Origin of the sequence: Sphingomicrobium nitratireducens, assembly GCF_026157035.1 — a bacterium.
Taxonomy (GTDB): domain Bacteria; phylum Pseudomonadota; class Alphaproteobacteria; order Sphingomonadales; family Sphingomonadaceae; genus Sphingomicrobium; species Sphingomicrobium nitratireducens.
In genome coordinates this window covers 480,135-503,555 of the sequence record NZ_JANJZA010000001.1, presented here as the reverse complement: position 1 = coordinate 503,555, position 23,421 = coordinate 480,135, and the positions used below count along the sequence as shown (strand labels likewise).

Below are 23,421 nucleotides of genomic sequence, written 5' to 3'. Positions count from 1 at the left end.
CAAGCGATGAGCGATCTGAGACCCTGCCTGTGGATCGACGGGGACATCGACGAAGCGGCACGCTTCTACGAGGATGCCTTCCCGGACAGCCGCATCGCCGACATCGCCACCTCGCCCGCCGACTATCCCGGCGGCAAGGCGGGCGATCCGATCACCGTCGACATGACGATCGCGGGCACGCGCGTGATGCTGCTCGCGGGGGGCACGCATTTCGCCCCCAGCGCAGCGACCAGCCTGATCGTGATTACCGAAGACCAGGCCGAGACCGACCAAGCCTGGAACGCGATCCTGGCCAAGGGCGGCCAGCCGATGGCGTGCGGGTGGATCACGGATCATTTCGGATTTGCCTGGCAGGTGACCCCGCGCCGCCTGCTCGACCTGATGGCCGATCCGGCCACTGCAGCGGCGGCGTTCGCGGCGATGCAGAACATGGTGAAGATCGACATCGCCGCGCTCGATGCCGCAGTGGCCGATGCGTAGCATCATCGGTGCCGCATTCGTCTCGCTCGACGGGGTCATGCAGGCCCCGGGCGGGCCGGGCGAGGACAACCAGGGCGGCTTCGACCAGGCCGGCTGGGTGTTCAAGATGTGGGACCCGGGGATCGAGGAGACGCTGGGCACGGTCTTTTCGGGCGACTACGACCTCCTGCTCGGACGGCGAACCTACGACATCTTCGCCGCCTACTGGCCCTATGCGGAGGGCGACAACAAGCCGATGAGCGAAGCCTTCGACCGGGCGAACAAATAGGTCCTCACGCGCGGCGACCAACCGCTCGAATGGCAGAACAGTCATCGTCTTGGCGGCATCAACGAGGTTGCGGAGCTGAAGAATGGCGAGGGACGCAGGATCGTCATCCAGGGATCCTCGACCCTCTATCCGCCCCTGCTCGACGCCGGGTTGATCGACGAGTTGATCCTGATGACCTATCCGGTCACGCTGGGTTCGGGAAAGCGGCTGTTCGGCGAGGGCACGCCAGTGGGCCGGCTCGAGATGATCGACCACAAGGTCACTGACAAGGGGACGGTCATCACGCGGTTACGGCCCGGCGGCGATCTTCCGCCTTACCCGCCCGAAGCGCCTATCCCGATCATGAGCGAACGCGAGATCGCGCGGCAGAAGCGGCTGGCAGACGGCACCTGGTAGCGCTTGACGCTCTGATGTTATAGTATAACATCCGACGCTCCCCATCAGGAGAGTGTCCATGCGTATCCTTGCCATCCTCCCCGTCCTCGCCCTTGCCGCCTGCCAACAGGCCGGGGCCGATCCGCGCGGCGTCGACCGCGACGAGACCCTGCTCACCGTCAGCGCCACCGGCCAGGCAGAGGCCAAGCCCGACGAGGCGCGCTTCACGCTGGGCGTCGATACGCTGGCGGGTTCTGCGCGCGAAGCGACCCGGCTCAACAACGAGAAGACCAGCAAGGTGATCGCCGCGCTGATGGAGCTCGGCGTCAAGGAAGAGCAGGTCCAGACCCGCACGCTCAACCTCGGGCGCATCGATTATGGCAAGGATCGCGGCCGTTACCGCGCCTCCAACATGGTCGAGGTGCGTATGGGCGCGGTCGAGAAGGCTGGCGACGCGGTCACCGCCGCGACCGAAGCCGGCGCCAACGTGATGCGCGGCCCGCAGCTGGTCGTGTCCGATCCCGAGGCCGCGACCAAGTCGGCCTATGCCGAGGCCTATCGCAACGCACGCATCCGCGCCGATGCCTATGCCGAAGCGGCAGGGCTCAAGGTCGGGCGCATCCTCACCATTCGCGACAATGGCGCCTATGGCGGCGGCTATCCGCCCCCGATCGTCTCGATGGACGCGGCGATGAACGAAAGCGCAGCCGTTGTGCAAACCGCGCCCGCGCCGCCGCCCGCGCCGTTCCAGCCGGGCGTCAATCGCCAGACGGTCAGCGTCTCGGTGGCCTTCGCGCTCGAGCAAGCCTCCTAGGCGAACGCCTTCGCCTTGCGGAGCGTCTGCCAGGCCTCGATGACCCTGGTCAGCCGGGCCTCGTGACGCCGGTCGCCGCCATTGCGGTCGGGGTGATAGCGCCGCACCAGCTCCGAATAGCGCCCGCGCACGGCGTGGAGATCGGTGTCGCTCTTGAGGCCGAGCACGTCGAGCGCGGCCTGCTCGGAACCCGAGAAGCGCGATGATGCGCGCGCCTCGCGTAGCGATCCGCTTTCGCGAAAGCGCGCCGCGATCGCATCGAGCGGGTCGTCGAAATCGGCCCAGGCCGGCCCCGGATCGCTGTCCTTGGCGAACGAGAAGGCGCGCGCGCGGCGCGGATGCTTGGGGATCGGCGACTGGGCCTCCCAAATCTCCTCCGCGCTCATCCCGGCGAAGAAGTCCCACTTGGCATTATGCTCGCGGATATGGTCGAGGCACAGCAAGCGGTATGCGCCCGGCCCGTCGAAATCGCCCGCGCTCAGCGGCGCGCGATATTCGCCCGGCGCCTCGCACCCGGCGACCGCGCAGGCGCCCTCGGCACCCTCGACCCGTCCGTCATAGCTCTTGCGTCCCATGCTCCCTATATAGTCGTCATGACCGAGACGACCACCACGCGCGGCCCCGTCGCCGCCGAGATGATCCGCCGCCTCACCGAGGCCCTCGCCCCGACCCTGCTGAAACTCGACAACCAGTCCGACCAGCATATCGGTCATGCCGGCCATGACGGGTCGGGCGAAAGCCACTTCGCGCTCGTCGTCGAAAGCACGGCATTTGCCGGACGGAACCGCGTCCAGCGCCAGCGACTTGTCTACCAGGCACTGGGCGACCTGATGCGCGAGAAGGTCCACGCGCTCACGATCAAGGCGCGCGCCCCCGGGGAGGAATGATGGCCGACACAATCGAGATCACCCCCACCGTCCACGACCTCGGCGCGTTCAAGGTGCGCCGCGTCCTACCCAGCCGCCCGCGCACCATGGTCGGCCCGTTCATCTTCGTCGACGAGTTCGGCCCGGCGCAGATGGAAACCGGCCACGGCATGGACGTGCGCCCCCACCCGCACATCAACCTCGCCACGGTCACCTACCTGTTCGAGGGCGCGATCCACCACCGCGACAGCCTCGGCAGTTCCAAGACGATCCGCCCGGGCGCGATCAACCTGATGACCGCGGGCCGCGGCATCGTCCATTCCGAGCGCAGCCCCGAGGAAGAGCGCGCCGCGGGGCCGAAGCTCTACGGCATGCAGACCTGGCTCGCGCTGCCCGACGGCAAGGAGGAGATCGACCCCGCCTTCGACCATGTCCCAGCCGACAACCTACCCGAGATCTCGGACAAGGGAGCGGGCGCGACCGTCCTGATGGGGACGCTGTGGGGCGCGAGCGCCGCGACGCCCCAGCACAGCCCCACCATCTACGCCGACATCCGCCTTGCCGGCGGCACGCTCCCGATCGAGGCCGAAGCGGACGAGCGCGCGGTGCTCGCGACCGAGGGCGAGGTTACGCTCGACGGCGCGCGGCTCGACAATTTCACGCTCTATATCCTCGCCCCCGGGCACGAGGCGGCGATCGGCGGCAGCGGCCGCGCGATGCTGCTGGGCGGCGCCGCCTTTTCGACCAAACGCCACGTGTGGTGGAATTTCGTCTCCTCCAGCCGCGATCGCATCCGGCAGGCCAAGGAGGACTGGCAGGAGCGCCGCTTCCCGCTGGTCCCGGGCGACGAGCAGGAGCGCATCCCGCTCCCCGAGGTGCCCAAGACGGTCAGCTATCCGTGAACCAACAGCGCATCGCGCTCTCGACCGGCGTCACGCTCAACGTCGCGACTGCGGGGCCCAAGGGCGGCAAGCCCGTCATCCTCCTCCACGGCATGCCCGAATCGCACCGCACGTGGCGTGCGCTCGCGCCATTGCTCGAAGACGAATTCCGCCTCGTCATGCCCGACCAGCGCGGGTTCGGCGCGTCGGACAGGCCCGACGACGTCGACGACTATCGCGCCCATGTCGTCGTCGCCGATCTCCTCGCGCTCGCCGACACGATGGGGATCGAGCGGTTCGCGCTGGTGGGCCACGATTTCGGCGGCGCGGTGGCATGGGCGGCGGCGATCCGCGGCGGCCCGCGCATCGAGCGGCTCGCAATCATCAACGCGCCCCACCCGCTTATCTTCCAGAAGACGATCATCGACGATCCCGACCAGCGCGCGGCCAGCCAGTACATGCGCCGCTTCCGCGAGACGGGCATGGAGGACGCGGTCCGCCGGATGGGCTTCGACACCTTCTTCGAAAAGAGCTTCGGGCCCCATGTCGATCTTGCGACCATCGCGCACGAGGAACGGCAGCGCTACATCGACCAGTGGAGCGCCGATGGTGCGCTCGAAGCGATGTTCGACTGGTACCGCGCCTCGCCGGTGCTCGTCCCCGCGCTCGGCGAAGAGGCACCCTATCCCGACTGGGTGCTAACCGGTGTTCCCGACATCCACGTCCCCGTGAAGATCGTATGGGGGATGGACGACGTCGCGCTGCGGCCGTGCCAGCTGGATGGGCTCGACGGGCTCATCGACGATCTTCAGATCGACCGGCTCGAGGGCGTCGGCCACTTCGCGCCGTGGCAGTCGCCCGAGAAAGTCGCGGCTTCGCTGAAGCCTTTCCTTGCCGCCGCAGACCTTTAGCGGCTAAGGGCGCGCCCATGTCGAGATCGCAATCCCGTTCCGCTGCCCGCCTCGCCGCGGTCCAGGCGCTCTACCAGCAGGAAATGGAAGGCACGCCCACGGCGCAGCTGATCCACGAATTCCACGAGCATCGCCTCGGCGCGACCATCGAGGACGTCACCTATGCCGAGGCCGAGGTACTGTTCTTCGACGATATCGTCGCGGGCGTGCTCGCGCGCCGCGAGGAGATCGACGGCAAGATCGGCGACAAGTTATCCGAAGGCTGGACCATCGAGCGGCTCGACCGCCCGATGCGCGCCATCCTTCGCGCGGGCACCTACGAGTTGGTCGCGCGCCCCGACGTGCCCCGCGCCAGCGTCATCAGCGAATATGTCGACGTCGCCGACGCCTTCTACGACAAGAAGGAAAAGGGCTTCGTCAACGGCCTCCTCGACGCGATCGCCAAGGACGTGCGCGGCTGACGCGCGGCCCCAGCCTCGAAGCGCAGCTGATTGCGCGGATCAGGCGCAAGGCCAGCCATCCCGACGCGCGCGGCCTGCTCGACGACGTCGCCACGCTCGGCGATCTCGTTCTCACCCACGACACGATCGCGCAGGGCATCCACTATCGCGCCGACGACCCGCCCGAGAGCGTCGGGTGGAAGCTCGCAGCAGTGAATCTTTCCGACCTCGCCGCCAAGGGCGCCGAACCGGTGGGCGCCCTGCTCTCGCTGACCCTCGCCCCGCCTGCCGATGGCGAGGAGCCGGGCGCGTGGGAGGAAGCCTTCATCACCGGCATCGAGGCGGCGGGCGAAAGCTACGGCCTCCCGCTTCTGGGCGGCGACACGATCGCGCTTCCCGCAGGCGCACCGCGCGTGCTCGGCCTCACCGCCATCGGGCGCTCGATCAATGGCGTTCCATCGCGCTCGGGCGGCAAGCCCGGCGACGAGCTGTGGCTGGTCGGCGCGATCGGCGACGCGATGGCCGGGCTCGCCTTGCTCGAGACCGATGCCGAAGCGACTGGCCCGCTGGTCGACATCTATCGCCGCCCGGTACCCCAGCTCGCCGCGGGACGCGCCCTCGCCCCGCTCGCCCATGCGATGATGGACGTGTCGGACGGGCTGTTGCTCGACGCCGACCGCCTTGCCGGGGCGAGCGGGTGCAGCGCGACCATCGACCTCGACTCGCTGCCCTTGTCCGCCGCGTTCCGCGACGCGCGCGGCGTGACGCGCGATGCCCGCCTGTTCGCCGCGACCGGCGGCGACGATTATGCCCTGCTCGCCGCCATCTCGTCCGAAAGGGCGCAGGCGGTAAGACAATCTTTACCATCCGGTACCATCTTCACCCGGGTCGGGACGCTCGGGTCCGGCGAGGGACTGTCCCTCGTCGCGGGCGGAAAACCCGTCGAATTGCCGGAGACCCTGGGTCATGAACATCGCGCGACATGATGCCCGCCAATGGCTGATCGGACTTGCCGGCCTCGTCTCGGGCATGGCCGCCGCGCTGCTGCTTCACTGACACTCGTCGTTGCCGCGGTGCGCGCGATGGGTTGCCACGCGCGCTAGGAACATTACACCTTCCCTTCCACTCGTCGGTCGACGGCCGGATCCCCCGGCACGGAGACCGCTTCGAAAATGGGGGAATTCAATCACATGAACCTGGTTCTCATTGCGATTGCCTGCGGCATCCTGGCGGTGCTGTACGGCATGGTGACCAGCCAGCAGGTGCTCAAGTCGCCTGCCGGCAACGAACGCATGGTCGAGGTGGCCGGCGCCATCCAGGAAGGCGCGAAAGCCTACCTGCGCCGCCAGTACACCACCATCGCCATGGTCGGCGTGGTCGTCGCCGCGCTCGTCTTCTTCTTCCTCGGCGGGCTCAGCGCCATCGGCTTCCTGATCGGTGCGATCCTGTCGGGCGTCGCCGGCTTCATCGGCATGAACATCTCGGTCCGCGCCAACGTGCGCACCGCCGAGGCGGCGCGTGTCGGCCTGCAGAACGGCCTCACCGTTGCGTTTCGCGCGGGTGCCGTCACCGGCCTCCTCGTCGCCGGTCTCGCCCTGCTCGCCATCGCGGTGCTCTACTGGTACTTGACCGGCCCCGCCGGCTTCGCTGCCAACGACCGCACCGTGGTCACCGCGCTGACCGCGCTCGCGCTGGGCGCCAGCCTCGTGTCGATCTTCGCGCGTCTGGGCGGCGGCATCTTCACCAAGGCCGCCGACGTCGGCGCCGACCTCGTCGGCAAGGTCGAGGCGGGCATTCCCGAGGACGATCCCCGCAACCCGGCCGTGATCGCCGACAACGTGGGCGACAATGTCGGCGACTGCGCCGGCATGGCCGCCGACCTGTTCGAGACCTATGTCGTGACCGTCGGCATCACCATGGTGATGGTCGCGCTGCTCGTGTCGGGTCCGCTGCTCGCCCCGATGATGGCGCTCCCGCTCCTGATGGGCGGCGTGTGCATCGTCACCTCGATCATCGGCACCTACCTGGTGCGCCTCGGCAAGGGCGGCTCGATCATGGGCGCGCTCTACAAGGGCTTCTGGACCGCGACCGTGCTCGGCGCGATCGCCATCTATTTCGCCACCAGCTACGCGTTCGGCGGCGACATGGGCCAGGCGATCGAAGTGTCGACCGGCGCTACCTTCCCGGTGATGAACCTGTTCTGGTCCTCGCTGGTCGGCCTCGCGGTGACCGCGCTGATCGTCTGGATCACCGAATATTACACCGGCACCAACTATCGCCCGGTCAAGACCATCGCAAAAGCGTCGGAGACCGGTCACGGCACCAACGTCATCCAGGGCCTCGCGATCAGCCTTGAATCGACCGCGCTGCCGACCATCGTCATCATCACCGGCGTGATCGTCAGCTTCCAGCTGGCGGGCCTGCTCGGCGTGGCCTTCGCGGCCTCGGCGATGCTCGCGTTGGCGGGCATGGTCGTGGCGCTCGACGCCTACGGCCCGGTCACCGACAATGCCGGCGGCATCGCCGAGATGTCGGGCCTCGAGGACGAGGTGCGCCATCGTACCGACGCGCTCGACGCCGTCGGCAACACCACCAAGGCGGTGACCAAGGGCTACGCGATCGGTTCGGCGGGCCTTGCCGCGCTGGTGCTGTTCTCGGCCTATGTCGAGGACCTGCGCGTGTTTGGCTCGGAGATCGGCGTGACCACCGACCTCGACAAGATGTTCTCGCTGTCGAACCCTTACGTCATCGTCGGCCTGCTGCTCGGCGCGCTGCTCCCGTACCTGTTCGGTGCGATGGGCATGACTGCGGTCGGGCGTGCCGGCGGCGCGGTGGTCGAGGAAGTGCGCGGCCAGTTCCGTGACAATCCGGGCATCATGGATGGCTCGGCGCGTCCGGACTATGCCCGCACGGTCGACCTCGTCACCCGTTCGGCGATCCGCGAGATGATCATCCCCTCGCTGCTCCCCGTCCTCTCGCCCATCGCGGTCTATTTCGTGATCGGCGCGGTCGCGGGCCAGGAGAACGGCCTCGCCGCGCTGGGCGCGATGCTGCTCGGCGTGATCGTCTCGGGCCTGTTCGTCGCCATCTCGATGACCTCGGGCGGCGGCGCCTGGGACAATGCCAAGAAGTATATCGAGGACGGCAATCATGGCGGCAAGGGCAGTGAAGCCCACAAGGCCGCGGTCACCGGCGACACGGTGGGCGACCCGTACAAGGATACGGCGGGCCCGGCGGTCAATCCGATGATCAAGATCACCAACATCGTCGCGCTGCTGCTGCTGGCCGCGCTCGCCGGCCACGGTGCGATGTAAGGGTCTTCATTTCTGACCAATCGGGAAGGCGGGGGCAGCGATGCTCCCGCCTTTCCTTTGAGCGCATTTCCCTCTAAGAGCCTGCAACCCGAAACGAACGCACAAGGAATTACATGGCCAAGGAAGAACTTCTCGAGATGCGGGGTCGGGTGGTCGAGCTGCTGCCCAACGCGATGTTCCGCGTCGAGCTGGAGAATGGCCACGAGATCCTGGGTCACACCGCAGGCAAGATGCGCAAGAACCGCATCCGCGTGCTGACCGGCGACGAGGTGCTCGTCGAACTCACCCCCTACGACCTTACCAAGGGTCGCATCACCTACCGTTTCAAGTAGTGTCATGAAGCTGGTGCTGGCCTCGGCAAGCCCGCGCCGGCGCGACCTTCTCGCGCGCATCGGCGTGGTGCCGGACGCGATCGACCCTGCGGACCTCGACGAGGAGCCGCTCAAGGGCGAATTGCCGCGCCCGCACGCCCAGCGTCTCGCCGAGGAAAAGGCCGCCGCGGTCGCCGCGCGCCATCCGGACGCGCTGGTCCTTGCCGCCGATACGGTCGTCGCGGTGGGCCGCCGCATCCTCCCCAAGGCGGAGGACGAAGCCACACTGCGCGCCTGCATGAAGCTGCTTTCGGGACGGCGCCACCGCGTGATGACCGGCGTCGCCCTCGTCGGCCCTGACGGCCGCAAACAGTCGCGCGTGGTCGAGACGATGATTGCGATGAAGCGCCTTAGCGAGGCGGAAGTCGACTATTACGCGGCCCACGGCGAATGGAAGGGCAAGGCCGGCGGCTATGCGCTGCAGGGATATGGGGAGGTCTATGTCCGCCACATCGCGGGCAGCTATTCCAACGTCGTCGGGCTGCCGCTCGCCGAGACCCGCCACATGCTCAAGGCAGCGGGGTTCCCCATTGCCTGAGTGGCTGATCGAGGACGGGATCGGCGAGACCCGCGCCGCCCTGGTCGAGCCTGACGGGACCATCCTCGAAGCCCGCGTGCGCCGCGAAGGCGTCACCCCGGCCGGCACGATCCTCGAAGCCAAGCTGATCGCGGTCGCCCCGCGCGTGACCGTCGAGGCGGGCGGCGAACAATTCCTTCTTCCGCGCGGCGCCAGCGGCATCACCGAGGGCGGCAGGCTCTTTGTCGAGGTCACCCGCGAGGCGCTCGGCGGCGCCGAACCGTGGAAGCGCGGTCTTGCGCGCCGCACCGACGAAGCCCCCCGCCCCGCCCCACCGCTCGCGGAAGGGCGCCATGCGAAAATCGAGGGCTGGGACGACCTGCTCGAGGAAGCGCGCAGCGGTCGTGTTTCATTCGACGGCGGCGAACTCCGGATCGAGCCGACCGCCGCGATGACCATGATCGACATCGACGGCTGGCTGCAGGCCGACAAGCTGTCGCAGATGGGCGCATGGGCGAGCGCGCTCGCCGTTCGCCGCCTCGACATTGGCGGGCCGGTCGGCATCGACTTCCCTGCCCCCGAAGGCAAGGACGCCAAGAAGGAAGTCGGCGGGATTCTAGATCACTATCTCGACAAGCCGTTCGAGCGGACCGCGATGAACGGCTTCGGCTTCGTCCAGCTCGTGCGCCCGCGCTCCCGAGCCTCGCTCGTCGAACTGGCCGCGGACCGCGCGGCCTTCGAGGCTCGCGCGCTGATGCGCCGTGCATCGCGCGAGACCGGCGCGATCGCGCTTCATGCCCATCCGGCGGTGCTCAACGTGATACCGGCGGGCTGGACCGAGCGCCTCGCGCGCCAGGTCGGCGGCGCGGTGACCTTGCGTCCGGAGCCAGGCCTCGCCATGTCAGGCGCCCATGCCCAGAAAGTCTGACCCTTCCTGCCCGCTTTGCGGTGCGCCGTCAGCCCCCGAATTCAAGCCCTTCTGCTCGCGCGGGTGCAAGGATCGCGACCTGTTGAACTGGCTCGGCGACGGCTATCGCATCCCCGGTCCGCCGGCCGACAATCAGGGGGTTGCAAGCGAGGATGAGGGCGGCTAGACGCCCCTTCGCTAGAGCGAGGCGCCAATCTGATTTGACGTGCTCGCGACCGGTGCGCCTAGGTAGCTCAGTTGGTAGAGCATGCGACTGAAAATCGCAGTGTCGGCGGTTCGATCCCGTCCCTAGGCACCATCCCCCAAATTCGCTGGACCGAGGTCCCCGAGCCTAGACGACGTCGCGCCAGAGCCCGCCCGACAGGCGCAGGTTTTCCGGCGCGTCGCGCATCGCATTGCGCAGGTGGCCGAGGAACGCCTCGCGCCACGCGTCGAGGAATTCGTCGAGGTCGCGTGCCCGTTCCGGGTCCGGCATGTGCGCGAGGTCGAACTCGATCCGCCCGTCCTTCCAGCGCGGCTTGGCCCAAACCGACGGCGCCTTCTGCTTGAACGACAGGCGCGCGGCGAACGAGGAGTAGGTGATCATCTGCCCCTCGAACTCGACGCGCGGCGCGTCCATGCTCATCGCCCCGTCGATGGCGACGGTCAGCACCTTGCCTTCCGACAAGGCACGCATCGACTGGCGCACCACCTGCGCCTCGGTCTGGTCGACCGTGCTGATCAGCTGGTCGGCAAAGCCCAGCGTCGGGATCGAGGGCACCGAGGCGAGCCACTTGTTGTCGTAGCCCAGCAATTCGAGCGCGAGCGGCCCGGCGAACATCAGCCCGATATGGCCCGAAGCGACGATCAGGCCCTTGCCGCGATCGAGCAGCGGCTGGAGCGTACGGCCCGCCGCGTCGAGATCCTCGATCAGCGGCAGCGCCTCTTCGACGCGGTCGGTGCGGCATTCGAGCCAGTTATAGAGCAGCTTGTCGGCAAGCGCGCCCCACTTGGCACGCGCCTCCCATTCCTCGCGGTCGCTCCAGGCGTCGGCATCGCGCAGGCTCCAGGCCCAGTCCATCCGGCCCTGCGGCAGGCTCAATCGCGCCGAGGCGTCCCAAAGATCTTCCATGCCCTTGACGAGATCGTCGGGAAGCCCCTCGTCGCGCTTCTCGACGAGGCTGTCGTAAATCGCGATCGCCTCGTTGTTGCGCCCCGCCTGGTTCAGCCCCGCGACCGCGAGCTTGCGGATCGACTCGTTGGCCGGCTCGAGCGCGAGCGCCTCGACGAACAGGTCGGCGGCCTGCTCATAATCGCCTGCCGCCTTGAACGCGCGGCCCAGCGCGACGCGCGCCTTGTTGAGATGCGGCGCGAGCTGGAGCGCGAGCGAGAGGTCGGCGATCGCCGCCTCGCCATTGCCGAGCGAGAGATGGAGTTCGCCGCGCCGCAGCACCGCGCGCACTTGGCGCGGGTCCTGCGCGACCGCAGCGTCATAGGCGGTCAGCGCTTCCGCATGGCGGTCGGAGCGCTCGAGCGCATCGGCCAGTTCGACGCGAAGCGCCGCGCTGTCCGCACCCCCGGCGCGCGCCTGCCCGGCGAGCGCGATGGCCTCGTCATAGTGTCCGGCCTCGTTGAGCAGCCGCATCCGCGCGACGGCCTCGGCGGGGGACGTCGGCATCGCCTGCGCGTCGGTCATCGCGGCCACTTCCTCGCGCATGCCGCCCCGCGCGAGCGCCTTGGCGGCCAGCGTCTGGAGCCGGTCATCCTGCGGCCAGGTCCGCCAGTTCGCGGCGAGCGCGGCCGCGCATTCGTTTTCCTGCCTCAGGAGCAAACGCGACAGCCCGAACGCCATGATGTTGGCGTCCGCGCCTTCGGCCACCAGCCCAGCCAGGGCATCGACCGCGCCCGGGTCGTCGGCCTCGTTGAGCAGGCGCGCCCGCTCGAGCCGGTCGCGCGGCCCCGAGAGCGGACTACGACACAGGATGCCAAGCAATTCCGCCGCGCCCGCCAGATCGCCTTCGGCGATCATCGCCGGCACGACCGCGTGGCGCCAGTGCGCGTACGCGACGCGGCTGGTCGAGACGAGCTGGACGCTCGGAAGATCGATCTGGTCAGGCATCGTTGTCCCTGCGGCGGCGAAGCATGGCGTAGCGGACCGCGATATAGAGCGCGAGCGCACCGGCGAGCGCCAGCGACATGTCGAACAGGCGCGAACGCGTCGGGCCCTCGGGCAGCATCGGCTTGGCAATCACGACGAGATACTTGCGCTGGTCGACCCCGCGCACGCGGGCGCGATCATAAGTCTCGCGCGCCGCGGCAAGCGCGGTCTCGGCAGCGACCTTTTCGGCCTGCGCATTCTCGAACAGGGCGATCGAGCGCTGGACCGTATTGCCGTCACGCGCCTGGACGAGGCGCGCTTCCTGGCGTGCGATCTGAGACTTGAGCGCCGCGATGCGGGCGTTGATGCGCGGCAGGAGCGGGCTCTGGTCGAGCCCGTTCGAAAGGATCGCGGCGCGCTGCGCTTCCTGCTCGGCAAGATTGGTCTCGAGCTCGTTGATGATCGTGAAGATGCCCTCGGCCGACATGCGCGGATCGATCTCCGAACGGGCGACCTGCAGCGTCTGCAATTCCTTGAGCGCGGTCTTGAGCTGGCGTTCGCTGTCCTCGACCTCGTCCTTGAGAAGCGCCAGCTGGTCTTCCTCGATCTGCGCGGCGATCTCGCGCACCTTTGCCTGGCCGAGATCGAGCAGCGCGTTGGCGAAGCGGACGCTGTCCTCGGGCGTGCGCGCATCGACGCGCAGCGCGACGATGCCTTCCTGCTGGTCGACCGTCAGTCCGATCCGGTCGCGGTAGAATTCGAGCGCGCCTTCGCCCTGCGACTTGTCGAAATGGTCGAGGAACTTCTCCTGCTTGTCGACCAGCGCCATCGCCTCTGCCGACCGCAGATATTCCTTCACCGTGTAGCTGTCGGTGAGCTGCGGCCCGAAGCCGATCCCCATCATCGACCCGGCCGGACCGGCATCCGATTCCCCCGCCGAAAGCACGCTGAAGGACGAATAGCTCTGGAAGTAATGCGGGGCGACGAGACCGAGATAGGCGGCCAGCAACAGCAGCGGCAGCAGCGCGTAGAGCGCGATCCGCTGCAACCGTGCGCGACCGTCGGCATAGGCCGTCTCGACCAGCTTGCGCCGCTGCGCGGCCAACGCCTCGTCGTCGGGAAGCAGGTCGTTGAGGCGACGCGTATCGCCGTCAATGCGCGCGGCGGCGGTCGCAGCGCGCGGCGGCACGGGGCCGGCGCGCCGCGGCGATGCCCCGGGCGCTGCGGCGGCCAGTTCGGCTGCGCTCGGCCCTTCGTATTCGGAGGCCTGCCGCGTGGGCGGCGCTTCGGGCAGATCGACGGGGTCGACGGTGCCGGACTGGTGCCCGATGCTGCCGCCTTCGGCTTCCTTCTTCTTGCGCCACTTGGCGAGACGTTCGCTATTGTCCATCGTTCTTTCTCTAGCCCATCGCCTCAGATACCGAAAAACCCGTCCAACACGAAGGACAGGTCGTCCTCGCGCTGGTTGGCGCTTTCCAGCCAGGCCTTCGCCGCCACGAAACTCGCGACCGGCTCGAATTGTCCTTCCTCGAGGACGTAGAATTTCTCGCCGTACTTTTCCGCCTGACGCGGCGCGCTGGTGATGAAGAACATCCCGGCATTCTCGAGCTTGCGCTCGAACGCGACTTCCGCCTTGGCGCGAAAGCTGGGCGAACCCGAGCCGACGACCGTGTCGACGACGTAGGTTTGCGCCGGCATCGCGATCGACAGGCTCGTGGCGAGCTGACCGCGCATGGTCGACGAATAGGTCTGCAGCGGGTGATCGAGCACCTCGCCAAGCCCCGAGAATTCCATCACGTAGGCAAGCAGGTCCGCGCGCGGCACGCCCGCCAGGTCGGCGATGATCTCGACATTGTCCGCGCCCGAGATCGCGGGATGCATCACGCCCGAGAAGCCGATCGGCCACGACAGGCGCGCATCGCGCAGCACGTGGCCCTTCTGCGGTTCGGCGAAGCCCGCCATCAGATGCGCGATGGTGGTCTTGCCCGATCCCGCGGGGGCCATCACGCACACCTTCTCGTGCGGTTCGAACAGCAAGGTGGCGTCGCGCAGGATCTGGCGACGGAAGCCCTCGTGGACATAGGCCATCGAGACGCGGTCGAAGCCGATCATATCAGCTCCTCCTCGCTCTCGCCCTCGAAGGGCAGGCTCTCGGCGTTGAGGACGATGAGCCCGAGCGCAAGACACGCGCCGATGAAGGCGACCGGAACCCAGCCGTTGGCGAGTACCGAGTGATAGCCCGCGAACATGCCTTCGCGCAGCAGTTCGACGGCGTGGAAGAGCGGGTTCCACGAGATCGCCGTCAGAAAACCGAGCGGCAACTCGTTCGCGACGAAGAACACTCCCGAGATATAGAAAAGCGGGCGCAGGAAGATGGGGTTCGATTTCGGGATGACCGGGCTGATCCGCGCGAGGGCGACGAGCAGGAACCCGAATGCGCCACCGCTCCCGATGGCCAGGAAGAAGCCCCACAGGACGAGCCCCGGATCTGCCATCTCGAAGAAGCCGAACACCGCGTAGTTGAGGAGAAGCAGCCCGGAGAACATGGCGATGCCGTTGGCCAGCTCGAGCAGGAAGATCGAGAAGATGACTAGCGTGATGTCGACCTGCGGCAGGATCAGGATGTGGCGGTAGGCGGTGCGCGCGCGCACGACCGCGTTGATCACGAAACGCGTGCCGAGATAGGGCAGCACGCCCGAAAGGAGGAAGCTCACGATGTCGGTATCGATCGGGGAAGTCCGGCCGAAGGCGATGAAGGCGAGATAGATCACCGCCATCCACGACAACGGGAAGATGTAGGCCCACAGGTAGCCGACCGTGTCGCCGGCATAGCGCGAGCCGATCTCGCGGCGCATGATCGCGCGCATCCGGCGGATTTCGCCGAGCGCATCGAGGCGCGCGCGCGGCTTCATCGCGCGATCTGGGCTACCGAACCGCCGACGCTGATCGTCCCGCTGATCGCACGCAGCACCTTCTGGGTCTGCGCGAAACTCGTGTAGCTGACGTAAACGACGTCGCCGTCGCGAAGCGCGAACTCGCTGCCCGCGACGATGTCGAGCGGGTTGCGCATGTCCATGTGGTAGATGGCGGGGGCAACCGGTGCGGTCGCGTCGCCATGCCCGGGCCGGAACAGGAAGATACCCTTGGGGTCGGCGGCATTCCCGTCGAGCCCGCCAGCAGCGCCCAGCGCCTGGACGAGCGACAGACCGCCCGCGGGCAGCGTCACCAGCTGGCCCCGCCCGACCGAGCCGAGCACGGTGATCTGGCTGACCGTGCGCGCCAGCCGCACGACATCGCCGGGGGCGAGCGCGACGTCGTAGGCGGGATCGCCCATCACCAGATCGTAGGGCAGCGAGACTCGTTCGTCGCCGCGGCGAAGCTCGACCGCATAGGTCGCGTCTTCCTTGAGGGCAGTGCGGCTCGCCGCGATCACGGTCGCAAGGCTGTCGCGCCCCGAGGAGAGCGTCACCTGTTCGCCGCCCGCGTCGCCGACCACGGTCACCGTGCGCCGGTCCGAGCCGGTCAGCGAGACCTGCACTTGCGGACGATAGAGGATCGAATCGAGGCGACCGGCGATGCGCGCGGCTGCCTGCGAGGCCGACAGTCCCTCGACGTCGAGCGTGCCCGCGTAGGCGACGCGGATGCTGCCGTCCTCCTCGACCCGCACCCCGTCAAGCGTCAGCGGGGCGGCAAGCGTCTGCAGGAAGGCGCCGTTCGAGGCGGATTCGGCGATGAGGATGCGCAGTTCGTCGCCCGGGCCGAGCCGGTCCGATGCGTAGGCAGGGGCCGCGTCGAACCAGGCCGGCAGCTGCGGGGAGACGGCCGCCTGTCCGTCTGCTTCGAGGACAGTCGAGACGGGCAGGATGACGAGCCCGCTATCGCTGTTCGTCACCTCGCCGAAGCTCGGACCGGTACGCGGCACGGCGCACCCGCCGAGGAGGAGAATCGCCATCAGCAGCGGTAGAAAACGCGACGTCATCGTCAAACCCCTTGTCTCGTGGCCGCCGGGACACCGGACGCCAGCAGTCCACCGAAGACCTCGACGGCCCGGCGGTCGGAAAAACTCGTGCGGACGAACTCGCGTGCACGGTCGGCCCGGCCGGGATCGCGCGCAAACCGTTCGAGGATCGCCAGCACGCGCGCGCAGGCCTCCTCGAGATCGGGATTCTCCGCGCAGCCCAGAATGTGCCCCGTCTCGCCCTCGAGGAAACATTCGGCCGCGCCGCCTGCAGGCGTCGAGACGACCGGCGTTCCCACCGACTGCGCCTCGATCAGCACGTTGGGCAGTCCTTCGTAGCGCGACAGCAGCACCTTCACGTCCATCTTGTCGTACCAGTAGCCGACGCTCTTTGAATGGCCGACGAGCAGCAGCCGGTCGGCGATGCCGTTTGCCCGCGCATAGTCTTCCACCTTCTTGCGCAGCCGCCCGTCGCCGACGATCACGAAGCGCGCGTCGGGCCGCTCGGAAAGCAGCATCTTGGCCATCTTGAGCCAGCGGATCGGCTGCTTGTCGGATTCGAGCCGGAACACGCCGCCGATCGTGACCGCGTCCGTGCCGGTGCGCGCCTCGAAGTCGGCCCATTTGGCCTGGTCGAGCGTAGTCGCTTCCTGAATGCAGGGCGAGACCGCGTTGTAGAGCACGTCGATCTCCGCCTCGGGCAGGCCGAGCCAGGCGGCATATTCGCGGGCCACGACATGGCTGTTGGTCACGAACCGCACCCCGGGGATCTTCGCGAGCCCCTTGAACAGCACCGGATACTCCGCGCGGTTGCGTTCGCGGCGGATGTTGGGGGGCAGACCGCGGAAGACCAGCTGGACCTGCCCGACCCCGGCGAACAAGGCCGCGAGCCCGGCGAACAGCACGGCCCCGTCCTGCCAGATGCTGGCCACGTCGAACTCGCCGTCGCGCAGCACGGGCGCGAGACGGTTCAGGCCGAAATGCACCGCGGGAGGGAGCATCGAGTATAGGATCGCCTCGTCCTCGCCCATCGCGACCTGGCGGTCGGCATGGACCGGCTTCATGCGGTCGACCTGGCGCACCGGAATGTCCGCCTCTTCGAGCACCGGCAGAAAGAAGTCGGAGGCCTTGAGCTTGCTTTCATGCGAGCGCACGATCACTTCGAAGTCGTTGCCGCCGACGTCCTTCATCAGGCGCGTCAGCTTGGTCAGCTGCCGTTCCGCACCGCCCGCGCCGAGCGTTCCGGTGATCATCGCCACCTTGCGCGGGCCCTTGCCGGGCGCCACGGAGCGCCCTTCGAACGTGCGCAACACCAGCTCGAGCGCGATCAACCGGCAATCCTCGCCATGAAGGTCGCGCTCGGCGGGCAGCACGCGCTCCAGGCAGGACAGCTTGACCTTGCTGTCCTCGAACAGCGCCTCGCCTTCCTCGCCGAGCGGCCCGATCGCCGCCTCGCAAAGCTCGACCGCCTCCTTGAGGCGCCCCAGCTTGACCAGGCTCTTGGCATAGTCGACGCGAAAACGCGGTTCGGCCGGATAATGGTCGACCAACTCGCGGAACAGCGCGAACGCCTCGTCGTGGAGCTTGATGTCGTCGAGCAGCTTGGCGCGGAAATGGCGCGACAGCCGGTCCTGCTGCTCGTCGCCGATCTCGGGGCAGGCCCGCTCGATGATCGCCATCGCCTTGTCGAAATCGCGCACGCGGTAGAGCGAGACGACCTTGTAGCGCACGACCACCGGATCGTCGGGACGTTCCGCATAGAGCGCGGCCCAGCCCGGCCCGGTTTCCTCGCCGAGCCCCGCTTTCTCCATGAGCTGGAGATGGATCAGGCGAATGTCGAACAGGTCGCTGGCAGCGGCAGTCGCGCCGTAGCGGTCGAGCGCCGTCTTGGCGCCCGCGACGTTGCGCGCCTGTTCGAGCGCCTCGGACAATTCGGCGACGAATGCACGCTCGTCGGCGGCCGGGGAGAGATTGGGACTGGCCATTACGCGGCTCGTTCGATCATCAGTTTGCACTTCTTGATGTTGCGCTCGACCTGGTCCTTGTTCTCGGTCAGCGGACGCATGCGTTCGAAATAGGCAAGCGCGTCTTCATAGCGCTTGGCGCGCAGCGCCGCCATGGCGGCCGCGCGCGCCCCGAATTCGGACTGGGGATCGAGCGACAGCAACAATCTCCCATAGTCGAAACGACGGTCATGGTCACCCGGCGCGAGTTCCTTGATGCGCAGGCGCAGGGCGCGCTGGTTGGCCTTCATCGCGCGTTCCACCCGCCCGTCCAGCGCATCCGCCCTGAACGCCTTGCCGAGAAGACGGTGCGCCTCCTCGAACGAGCCCTCCTCGGTCAGCGTGCGCGACGCCTTGAGGAGATGGCCCGCGAGGCTGCGCACCTGACGTCGGCTCTCCGCCACCTGCTGGGGGTCGGCTTCGTCATGTTCGATCAGCGCGAGGTGGGCATCGACCGCGAGGGCGGGATCCCCGATCTTGGTCGCGGACCGCGCCAGGAGCCGCAGCATGAACGCGTCGGCGTCGTCCTTCGTCAGATGGTCTGACAGCAGGCGGACCGCCTGTTCGAAATCGCGCGCATTGTAGGCGGCGCGGCCGGCCGCATCGTGCAGGTCCTCGAGTTCGATATCGGCCGCCCTTGCCGCCGAGACGAATTCCAGCGCGCCGCGATGGTCGCCCGACGCCAGCGCGTCCTGCGCCGCCTTGCGGATGGCCGCGGTCAGCGAACGCAGCCCCTCCTGTGCGTCATGGTTCGCGGGCTTGAGAACGAGGACGGCGCGGACCAGCTGGGCCGCGATCGCGAAGTCCCGCTGCCCGAGGGCATCAAGGCCGCGCTCGAGCCAATCGTCGAGGCGGTCGACGGCCCATTGGCGTACGGGGCCGATTGCCGGCGCATGCTCGACCAGCAGCGCGACGGAATAATGCAATCCGGCGTCGGCTCCTCGCTGCGCGAGCGCCAGTCTCGACGCATCGTCGAGCTTGCCGGAAAGCGCGGCCAGCCGCCCCAGTTCGGGAAGATCCCGCGCCTCGAGCGCCAGCTCCCACAGTTTCTCGACCGCGCCCGGATGATCGGCAACGCGGCGCAACACGCGCTGCGCCCAACCGCGAAGATCGTCACCGTCGGATACGCCGCCAGCCACGAGGTCGAGGATGGCATGGCCTGCCTCGACCACTTTGTCGCCGCCGTAGAAGAGCCGCTTCCACAAGGTCATGGCCTTTGCTTCGTCACCAAGGCGATGAGCGGCGATCGCGCTCGCCCGGACGATGTCCGCCGTTTCCGCCTCGTCGCCGATCAGTCGTTCGCCGAGCCGGAGCGCGGCATCGTAGCGTTCGAGCTCGACCAGCGATCCGATCAGCGCCTCGTGATCCGACGCACCGAAGAAGCGACCGCTGTCGAGGGAATCGTAAAGCGAGACGGTCGTCTCGTGATCGCCCAGCCGGTGTTCGAGCCGCGCGAGCGCACGCACGAGGCGGTCGTTCGGGTCGGGCTGGCGCAATCGGTCGCGCAGCAGGCGCGACGCCGCGAAGACGTCGCCCTGTTCGAGCAGTCGCTCGTGTTCGGCGAGGAGTTCGCGCGTGGCCGCCTCGTCCTGCGAGACCGCAAGCACGCCGCCCAGGATGGTCTCGTTCCAGTCGAGCAGCAGCCTGTCGGCGAAGAGGTCGGTATAATGGGTCAGGTCGAGACCGGCCTTTTCCATCGCACGCGACTGGCCGAATTCCGTCATCAGCGCGGTCGGATTGTAGACCGGAACGCCGAGCGCGGCGGCCTGCGCCTCGACCGACCGGATCAGGCGATCACGGCTCTCGACGCGTTGTCCTTCGGCATTGAGTGCGTTGACGTGGGTCACGAAGGCGACCCTGTCCTTGCCCGTCATGGCGATGATGTCCGTCATCGCGGCGCGCATGTCGTCGTCGTCGGCGAAGTCGAGACGGATCGAGCGAACCAGCGCCTTGTCGTCGTCGGACAGCCTGGCGAAGGTCGGCTGCTCGTCGAGCCATGCGTCGAGTGCCGCGCGATCGTCACCACCCGCCAGCCGCCAGAAGGCGCGCGTTCGCTCGGTATCCGAGAAGAACTCGCCGAAATGGCGGTAGAGATAGTTGATCTGCACGCAGACCTCTCCGACCCGCACCAGCTTGGCCGAGCTGATCTCGACAATGTAGAGATCGGGTTCCTCGAACCGCTGGTCGGCGATCCTTCGTTCCTCGTCCTCGGACCGCAGCAGGATCGGCCGGACCGCTTCGGGAACGGCGAAGTCCCCGTGCAGGTAGCGCAACTGCTGGACGGCCTCGCGCGCCGTGTGGGTGAAGCCGTAATTGCGTGCCAGACGGACGTCGATGTCGAACGATTCCTGCGCCCGCGACAGCGGGATATGAATTCGGCAGGTCCCGATCGGTACGACGGAGAACATCGCCTGGCCTCCTAGAGCGACCAGTAGTTGTAGGTGCCCTCATACTCCTTCGGATCGAGCACCGACTTGATGTCGAGCAGCACGCCGCGCGGCTTGAGCTTCTGGGCGATGAGGTCCTTGAGACCGTCCATGTAGGCATCGTGCGGCACCGCGAGGATCAGCGCGTCCATGTCGCCGAACTTGTCGAGATCGACCAGCGCGTGCCCGTATTCCTCCTCGAACTCCTCGGGATCGGCGTGCGGATCGGCGATCTGGACGCTCATGCCGAACTTCTCGATCTCGATCGCCAGTTCGGCCGACTTAGAATTGCGCACGTCCGGGACGTTCTCCTTGAACGTCGCGCCCAGCATGCCGATGCACGCGCGGCGGATCGGAAAGCCGTTGGTCGCCAATTCCTTCAGGAGCTCGGTTGCCACGAAGCGGGGCATGTTGTCGTTGATGCGGCGCCCGGCCAGGATCACCTGCGGGTGATAGCCCAGCTGCTCGGCACGCGAGGTCAGATAGTAGGGATCGACGCCGATGCAGTGTCCGCCGACCAGGCCCGGCGTGAAGGGCAGGAAGTTCCATTTGGTCGAAGCGGCTTCGAGCACGTCCTTGGTGCGGAACCCCGCGAGCCGCGAGATCATGGCGACCTCGTTCATAAGCGCGATATTGATGTCGCGTTGCGTGTTCTCGAGCACCTTGGCCGCTTCGGCGACCGCGATCGAGGAAGCGCGGTGGACGCCGGCATCGATAATCGTTTCGTACATCGCGGCGACCTTCTCGAGCGTCTCGGCATCCTGGCCCGAGACGACCTTGACGATCTTCTCGATCGGGTGCGCCTTGTCGCCCGGGTTGATGCGCTCGGGGCTGTAGGCGAGCTTGAAGTCGACGCCCGAGGTCATGCCCGAGGCCTTCTCCAGCGCCGGCCCGCAGATTTCTTCGGTTGCGCCCGGATAGACGGTGCTTTCGAACACGACGATCGCGCCGCGCTTGAGATTCTTGCCCACCGACTTGCAGGCGGCGCGTAGGATCGAGAAATCGGGCGAGCGGTTGGCATCGACCGGGGTCGGCACTGCGACCACGATGAAGTCCGCGTCCGCGATGCGCGCGGCATCGTCCGTGAACTCGATCGCGACCTCGTCCAATTGCGCCCGCGTGAGCTCGCCCGTGCTGTCGTGGCCCTTGCGTAGCTCTGCGATGCGCCCGGCCGAAACGTCGAAGCCGATGACGCCTGAGAACTTCTTGGCGAAGGCATGCGCTACCGGCAGCCCGACATAGCCTAGACCCACAACACAGATCCGGTCGTTCAAACTCACGAATACCCTTTCACTGATAGTCCCGGAGCCTCAGCACCCCGGCATTCCCGCTCCGCAAGCAATGAGGCGCCTAAATCGCTCTTATTATGGCCTTTTCATGACCGGCCATGGCCGTATTGGACATATTGCAGTCGATGCGCCGGCACCCGCTCCGGATAGCGTGCGCGCTCATGTCATGCTTAACCTTGTTAGGCAACCCTGCTCGGCCCCGCGAAGAGCACAACAAAGGTGAATGTTTACTGTATCTTGCAGCCGCCAATCTAAACCATAATTCGCCGGACGCGGCGGCGTGGCTAGGCGCGGCGTCGAAGCTGCGGTAGACCGCCGCGCCATGCACCTGTTCGTCGTCACGCGCGGTTACCCGTCCGAGGAGCGCCTCTATAATCACGGCTTCGTGCACCGGCGCGTGCTCGCCTATCGCGAGCGCGGCATCCGCACCACCGTCTTCTGGCTGCGGCGCCAGAAGGAGCTGACGCGCTATTCCTATGACGGCGTCGACGTGATCGTCGGCCCGACCGAGGCCTGCCTCGAACAGATCGAAAAAACCCGCCCCGACGCGGTCGCCGCCCACGCCCCAGCCGACGATTTCGGCGACCTGTTTCGCGCGCTCGCCGGCAAGGTGCGCACCGTCGGCTGGATTTACGGCTCGGAGATCATGCCCTTCTACAAGGTCACCGAACGCGAGGCCGACGATGCCGCGCGCTGGGACAAGGCGAAGGCGACCTTCGAGCGCCGGATCGATTTCTGGCGCGACTTCCTGTCCGAGCCCGAACCGGGCTTCACCCTCGCCTTCGTGTCGCATTACGCCCGCGCCACCGCCGAGCAGGCGGTCGGCTTCCCGATCCGCAATTCGGTCGTGCTCCCCTCGCCGATCAACACCGACCTCTACGCCTTTGAGCCCAAGTCGCCCGAACAGCGCTTCGAGATCCTCTCGGTGCGTCCGTTCAGCGACTGGCGCTACGCCAACGACCTGTCGGTCGCGGCCATCCTCCAGCTGCGCGACCACCCGCGTTTCGCCGACATGCATTTCCGCTTCGTCGGCACCGGCCATTTGTTCGAGCGCACCCTCTTGCCCATCCGCGACCTGCCCAACGTCACGTGCGAGGAGAGCTTCGTCCCGCAGCAGGAAATCGCGCGCCTCCATCGCGGTGCCGGCATCTTCCTTTGCCCGACCCGCGACGATGCGCAGGGGGTCGCGCGCGACGAGGCGATGAGCTCGGGGCTCGTCGTCGCCACCAACCGCGTCGCCGCCATTCCCGAATTTGCCGACGACGACTCCGCCATCCTCGCCCCGCCCGAGGACGCGTCCGCGCTGGCCGAAGGCATCGCCCGCCTGGTGGACGACCCGTCCGAATTCGAGCGTCGCAGCCGAAACGCCGCGATGCGCATCCGCGCCACCATCGCGATGGACCTCGTCATCCCGCGCGAGCTGGAATTGCTCGCCGCATCAAGCACCTAGCCAGCCGCGCGCCGCTCGGTTAGGGAGCCGCCCGCAATCCCGAAATCCCCCGA

General features: G+C 67.5%; 24 protein-coding genes and 1 tRNA gene. 16 read left to right on the top strand and 9 right to left on the bottom strand.

Annotation, left to right across the window (positions count from 1 at the left end; all coding sequences use genetic code 11):
- Positions 1 to 6: 6 nt before the first annotated feature.
- Genes NNY25_RS02515 through NNY25_RS02500 form a run of 4 tightly spaced genes read left to right on the top strand, consistent with a single transcriptional unit; the run spans position 7 to position 1,937 of the window.
- Positions 7 to 480, top strand: coding sequence for a VOC family protein (locus tag NNY25_RS02515; RefSeq protein ID WP_265569780.1), 474 nt, complete (start codon positions 7 to 9; stop codon positions 478 to 480).
- A complete protein-coding gene (locus NNY25_RS02510; protein WP_265569779.1) occupies positions 473 to 748 on the top strand; it encodes a dihydrofolate reductase family protein in 276 nt (91 codons plus the stop codon). Before NNY25_RS02515 ends, NNY25_RS02510 begins: the two co-directional genes overlap by 8 nt.
- A gap of 57 nt (positions 749 to 805) precedes the next feature.
- Positions 806 to 1,144: a dihydrofolate reductase family protein gene (locus NNY25_RS02505; RefSeq protein WP_338112496.1), complete on the top strand. Its 339-nt coding sequence runs from the start codon at positions 806 to 808 to the stop codon at positions 1,142 to 1,144.
- Positions 1,145 to 1,202: 58 nt separating this feature from the next.
- On the top strand, positions 1,203 to 1,937 hold the full coding sequence (locus NNY25_RS02500) for an SIMPL domain-containing protein (RefSeq protein ID WP_265569778.1): 735 nt from the start codon (positions 1,203 to 1,205) through the stop codon (positions 1,935 to 1,937).
- Here NNY25_RS02500 and NNY25_RS02495 read toward each other — a convergent pair.
- Complete coding sequence (locus tag NNY25_RS02495) at positions 1,934 to 2,512, bottom strand: J domain-containing protein (RefSeq protein WP_265569777.1); 579 nt, start codon at positions 2,510 to 2,512, stop codon at positions 1,934 to 1,936. The genes NNY25_RS02500 and NNY25_RS02495 overlap by 4 nt on opposite strands.
- A gap of 18 nt (positions 2,513 to 2,530) precedes the next feature.
- Here NNY25_RS02495 and NNY25_RS02490 point away from each other — a divergent pair, with 18 nt between their 5' ends.
- From NNY25_RS02490 to NNY25_RS02440, 11 genes are all read left to right on the top strand, one after another.
- Positions 2,531 to 2,824, top strand: coding sequence for a BolA family protein (locus tag NNY25_RS02490; RefSeq protein WP_265569776.1), 294 nt, complete (start codon positions 2,531 to 2,533; stop codon positions 2,822 to 2,824).
- The gene (locus NNY25_RS02485) at positions 2,821 to 3,705 is read left to right on the top strand and encodes a pirin family protein (protein WP_265569775.1); all 885 of its coding nucleotides are present in this window, start codon (positions 2,821 to 2,823) and stop codon (positions 3,703 to 3,705) included. The genes NNY25_RS02490 and NNY25_RS02485 overlap by 4 nt, the downstream gene beginning before the upstream one ends.
- Positions 3,702 to 4,595, top strand: coding sequence for an alpha/beta fold hydrolase (locus NNY25_RS02480; protein WP_265569774.1), 894 nt, complete (start codon positions 3,702 to 3,704; stop codon positions 4,593 to 4,595). The genes NNY25_RS02485 and NNY25_RS02480 overlap by 4 nt, the downstream gene beginning before the upstream one ends.
- A 17-nt stretch (positions 4,596 to 4,612) precedes the next feature.
- Positions 4,613 to 5,056, top strand: a complete 444-nt coding sequence (gene nusB, locus NNY25_RS02475; RefSeq protein WP_265569773.1) for a transcription antitermination factor NusB — start codon at positions 4,613 to 4,615, stop codon at positions 5,054 to 5,056.
- Positions 5,053 to 6,021, top strand: a complete 969-nt coding sequence (gene thiL, locus NNY25_RS02470) for a thiamine-phosphate kinase (RefSeq protein WP_338112495.1) — start codon at positions 5,053 to 5,055, stop codon at positions 6,019 to 6,021. The genes nusB and thiL overlap by 4 nt, the downstream gene beginning before the upstream one ends.
- A gap of 204 nt (positions 6,022 to 6,225) precedes the next feature.
- Positions 6,226 to 8,349, top strand: coding sequence for a sodium-translocating pyrophosphatase (locus NNY25_RS02465; RefSeq protein ID WP_265569772.1), 2,124 nt, complete (start codon positions 6,226 to 6,228; stop codon positions 8,347 to 8,349).
- Between the two features lie 113 nt (positions 8,350 to 8,462).
- Positions 8,463 to 8,681 (top strand): translation initiation factor IF-1, encoded by a 219-nt coding sequence (gene infA / locus NNY25_RS02460; protein WP_147042814.1) that lies wholly within the window; start codon positions 8,463 to 8,465, stop codon positions 8,679 to 8,681.
- Between the two features lie 4 nt (positions 8,682 to 8,685).
- Positions 8,686 to 9,258, top strand: a complete 573-nt coding sequence (locus NNY25_RS02455) for a Maf family protein (protein WP_265569771.1) — start codon at positions 8,686 to 8,688, stop codon at positions 9,256 to 9,258.
- A complete protein-coding gene (locus tag NNY25_RS02450) occupies positions 9,251 to 10,165 on the top strand; it encodes a ribonuclease (RefSeq protein ID WP_265569770.1) in 915 nt (304 codons plus the stop codon). Before NNY25_RS02455 ends, NNY25_RS02450 begins: the two co-directional genes overlap by 8 nt.
- Positions 10,149 to 10,331 (top strand): DNA gyrase inhibitor YacG, encoded by a 183-nt coding sequence (locus NNY25_RS02445; protein ID WP_265569769.1) that lies wholly within the window; start codon positions 10,149 to 10,151, stop codon positions 10,329 to 10,331. The genes NNY25_RS02450 and NNY25_RS02445 overlap by 17 nt, the downstream gene beginning before the upstream one ends.
- Before the next feature lie 56 nt (positions 10,332 to 10,387).
- Positions 10,388 to 10,463: transfer RNA gene (locus NNY25_RS02440), tRNA-Phe, on the top strand.
- A gap of 33 nt (positions 10,464 to 10,496) precedes the next feature.
- Here the strand turns inward: NNY25_RS02440 and NNY25_RS02435 are convergent.
- The 8 genes from NNY25_RS02435 to NNY25_RS02400 are packed head-to-tail and all read right to left on the bottom strand — an operon-like array spanning position 10,497 to position 21,882.
- Positions 10,497 to 12,263: a tetratricopeptide repeat protein gene (locus NNY25_RS02435; RefSeq protein ID WP_265569768.1), complete on the bottom strand. Its 1,767-nt coding sequence runs from the start codon at positions 12,261 to 12,263 to the stop codon at positions 10,497 to 10,499.
- Positions 12,256 to 13,632, bottom strand: a complete 1,377-nt coding sequence (locus NNY25_RS02430) for a KpsE/RkpR family capsule polysaccharide export protein (protein ID WP_265569767.1) — start codon at positions 13,630 to 13,632, stop codon at positions 12,256 to 12,258. Before NNY25_RS02430 ends, NNY25_RS02435 begins: the two co-directional genes overlap by 8 nt.
- A 23-nt stretch (positions 13,633 to 13,655) precedes the next feature.
- Positions 13,656 to 14,354: an ATP-binding cassette domain-containing protein gene (locus NNY25_RS02425; protein ID WP_265569766.1), complete on the bottom strand. Its 699-nt coding sequence runs from the start codon at positions 14,352 to 14,354 to the stop codon at positions 13,656 to 13,658.
- Positions 14,351 to 15,154 (bottom strand): ABC transporter permease, encoded by an 804-nt coding sequence (locus tag NNY25_RS02420; protein WP_265569765.1) that lies wholly within the window; start codon positions 15,152 to 15,154, stop codon positions 14,351 to 14,353. Before NNY25_RS02420 ends, NNY25_RS02425 begins: the two co-directional genes overlap by 4 nt.
- Entirely contained in the window at positions 15,151 to 16,221 is a 1,071-nt protein-coding gene (locus NNY25_RS02415) for a polysaccharide biosynthesis/export family protein (RefSeq protein WP_265569764.1), read from the bottom strand. Before NNY25_RS02415 ends, NNY25_RS02420 begins: the two co-directional genes overlap by 4 nt.
- Before the next feature lie 2 nt (positions 16,222 to 16,223).
- On the bottom strand, positions 16,224 to 18,185 hold the full coding sequence (locus NNY25_RS02410; protein ID WP_265569763.1) for a glycosyltransferase: 1,962 nt from the start codon (positions 18,183 to 18,185) through the stop codon (positions 16,224 to 16,226).
- A complete protein-coding gene (locus NNY25_RS02405; RefSeq protein ID WP_265569762.1) occupies positions 18,185 to 20,611 on the bottom strand; it encodes a hypothetical protein in 2,427 nt (808 codons plus the stop codon). Before NNY25_RS02405 ends, NNY25_RS02410 begins: the two co-directional genes overlap by 1 nt.
- A gap of 11 nt (positions 20,612 to 20,622) precedes the next feature.
- On the bottom strand, positions 20,623 to 21,882 hold the full coding sequence (locus NNY25_RS02400) for a nucleotide sugar dehydrogenase (protein WP_265569761.1): 1,260 nt from the start codon (positions 21,880 to 21,882) through the stop codon (positions 20,623 to 20,625).
- Positions 21,883 to 22,198: 316 nt separating this feature from the next.
- Here NNY25_RS02400 and NNY25_RS02395 point away from each other — a divergent pair, with 316 nt between their 5' ends.
- Positions 22,199 to 23,368 (top strand): glycosyltransferase family 4 protein, encoded by a 1,170-nt coding sequence (locus tag NNY25_RS02395; protein WP_265569760.1) that lies wholly within the window; start codon positions 22,199 to 22,201, stop codon positions 23,366 to 23,368.
- The last annotated feature ends 53 nt before the right edge of the window (positions 23,369 to 23,421 follow it).

Excerpts from the sequence above, each read along its gene's own strand:
- NNY25_RS02515 (WP_265569780.1), top strand. The coding sequence starts at position 7 with ATGAGCGATCTGAGACCCTGCCTGTGGATCGACGGGGACATCGACGAA.
- NNY25_RS02510 (WP_265569779.1), top strand. The coding sequence starts at position 473 with ATGCGTAGCATCATCGGTGCCGCATTCGTCTCGCTCGACGGGGTCATG.
- NNY25_RS02500 (WP_265569778.1), top strand. The coding sequence starts at position 1,203 with ATGCGTATCCTTGCCATCCTCCCCGTCCTCGCCCTTGCCGCCTGCCAA.
- NNY25_RS02495 (WP_265569777.1), bottom strand. The coding sequence starts at position 2,512 with ATGGGACGCAAGAGCTATGACGGACGGGTCGAGGGTGCCGAGGGCGCC.
- NNY25_RS02490 (WP_265569776.1), top strand. The coding sequence starts at position 2,531 with ATGACCGAGACGACCACCACGCGCGGCCCCGTCGCCGCCGAGATGATC.
- NNY25_RS02485 (WP_265569775.1), top strand. The coding sequence starts at position 2,821 with ATGATGGCCGACACAATCGAGATCACCCCCACCGTCCACGACCTCGGC.
- nusB (WP_265569773.1), top strand. The coding sequence starts at position 4,613 with ATGTCGAGATCGCAATCCCGTTCCGCTGCCCGCCTCGCCGCGGTCCAG.
- NNY25_RS02465 (WP_265569772.1), top strand. The coding sequence starts at position 6,226 with ATGAACCTGGTTCTCATTGCGATTGCCTGCGGCATCCTGGCGGTGCTG.
- infA (WP_147042814.1), top strand. The coding sequence starts at position 8,463 with ATGGCCAAGGAAGAACTTCTCGAGATGCGGGGTCGGGTGGTCGAGCTG.
- NNY25_RS02455 (WP_265569771.1), top strand. The coding sequence starts at position 8,686 with ATGAAGCTGGTGCTGGCCTCGGCAAGCCCGCGCCGGCGCGACCTTCTC.
- NNY25_RS02445 (WP_265569769.1), top strand. The coding sequence starts at position 10,149 with ATGCCCAGAAAGTCTGACCCTTCCTGCCCGCTTTGCGGTGCGCCGTCA.
- NNY25_RS02435 (WP_265569768.1), bottom strand. The coding sequence starts at position 12,263 with ATGCCTGACCAGATCGATCTTCCGAGCGTCCAGCTCGTCTCGACCAGC.
- NNY25_RS02430 (WP_265569767.1), bottom strand. The coding sequence starts at position 13,632 with ATGGACAATAGCGAACGTCTCGCCAAGTGGCGCAAGAAGAAGGAAGCC.
- NNY25_RS02425 (WP_265569766.1), bottom strand. The coding sequence starts at position 14,354 with ATGATCGGCTTCGACCGCGTCTCGATGGCCTATGTCCACGAGGGCTTC.
- NNY25_RS02420 (WP_265569765.1), bottom strand. The coding sequence starts at position 15,154 with ATGAAGCCGCGCGCGCGCCTCGATGCGCTCGGCGAAATCCGCCGGATG.
- NNY25_RS02415 (WP_265569764.1), bottom strand. The coding sequence starts at position 16,221 with ATGACGTCGCGTTTTCTACCGCTGCTGATGGCGATTCTCCTCCTCGGC.
- NNY25_RS02410 (WP_265569763.1), bottom strand. The coding sequence starts at position 18,185 with ATGGCCAGTCCCAATCTCTCCCCGGCCGCCGACGAGCGTGCATTCGTC.
- NNY25_RS02405 (WP_265569762.1), bottom strand. The coding sequence starts at position 20,611 with ATGTTCTCCGTCGTACCGATCGGGACCTGCCGAATTCATATCCCGCTG.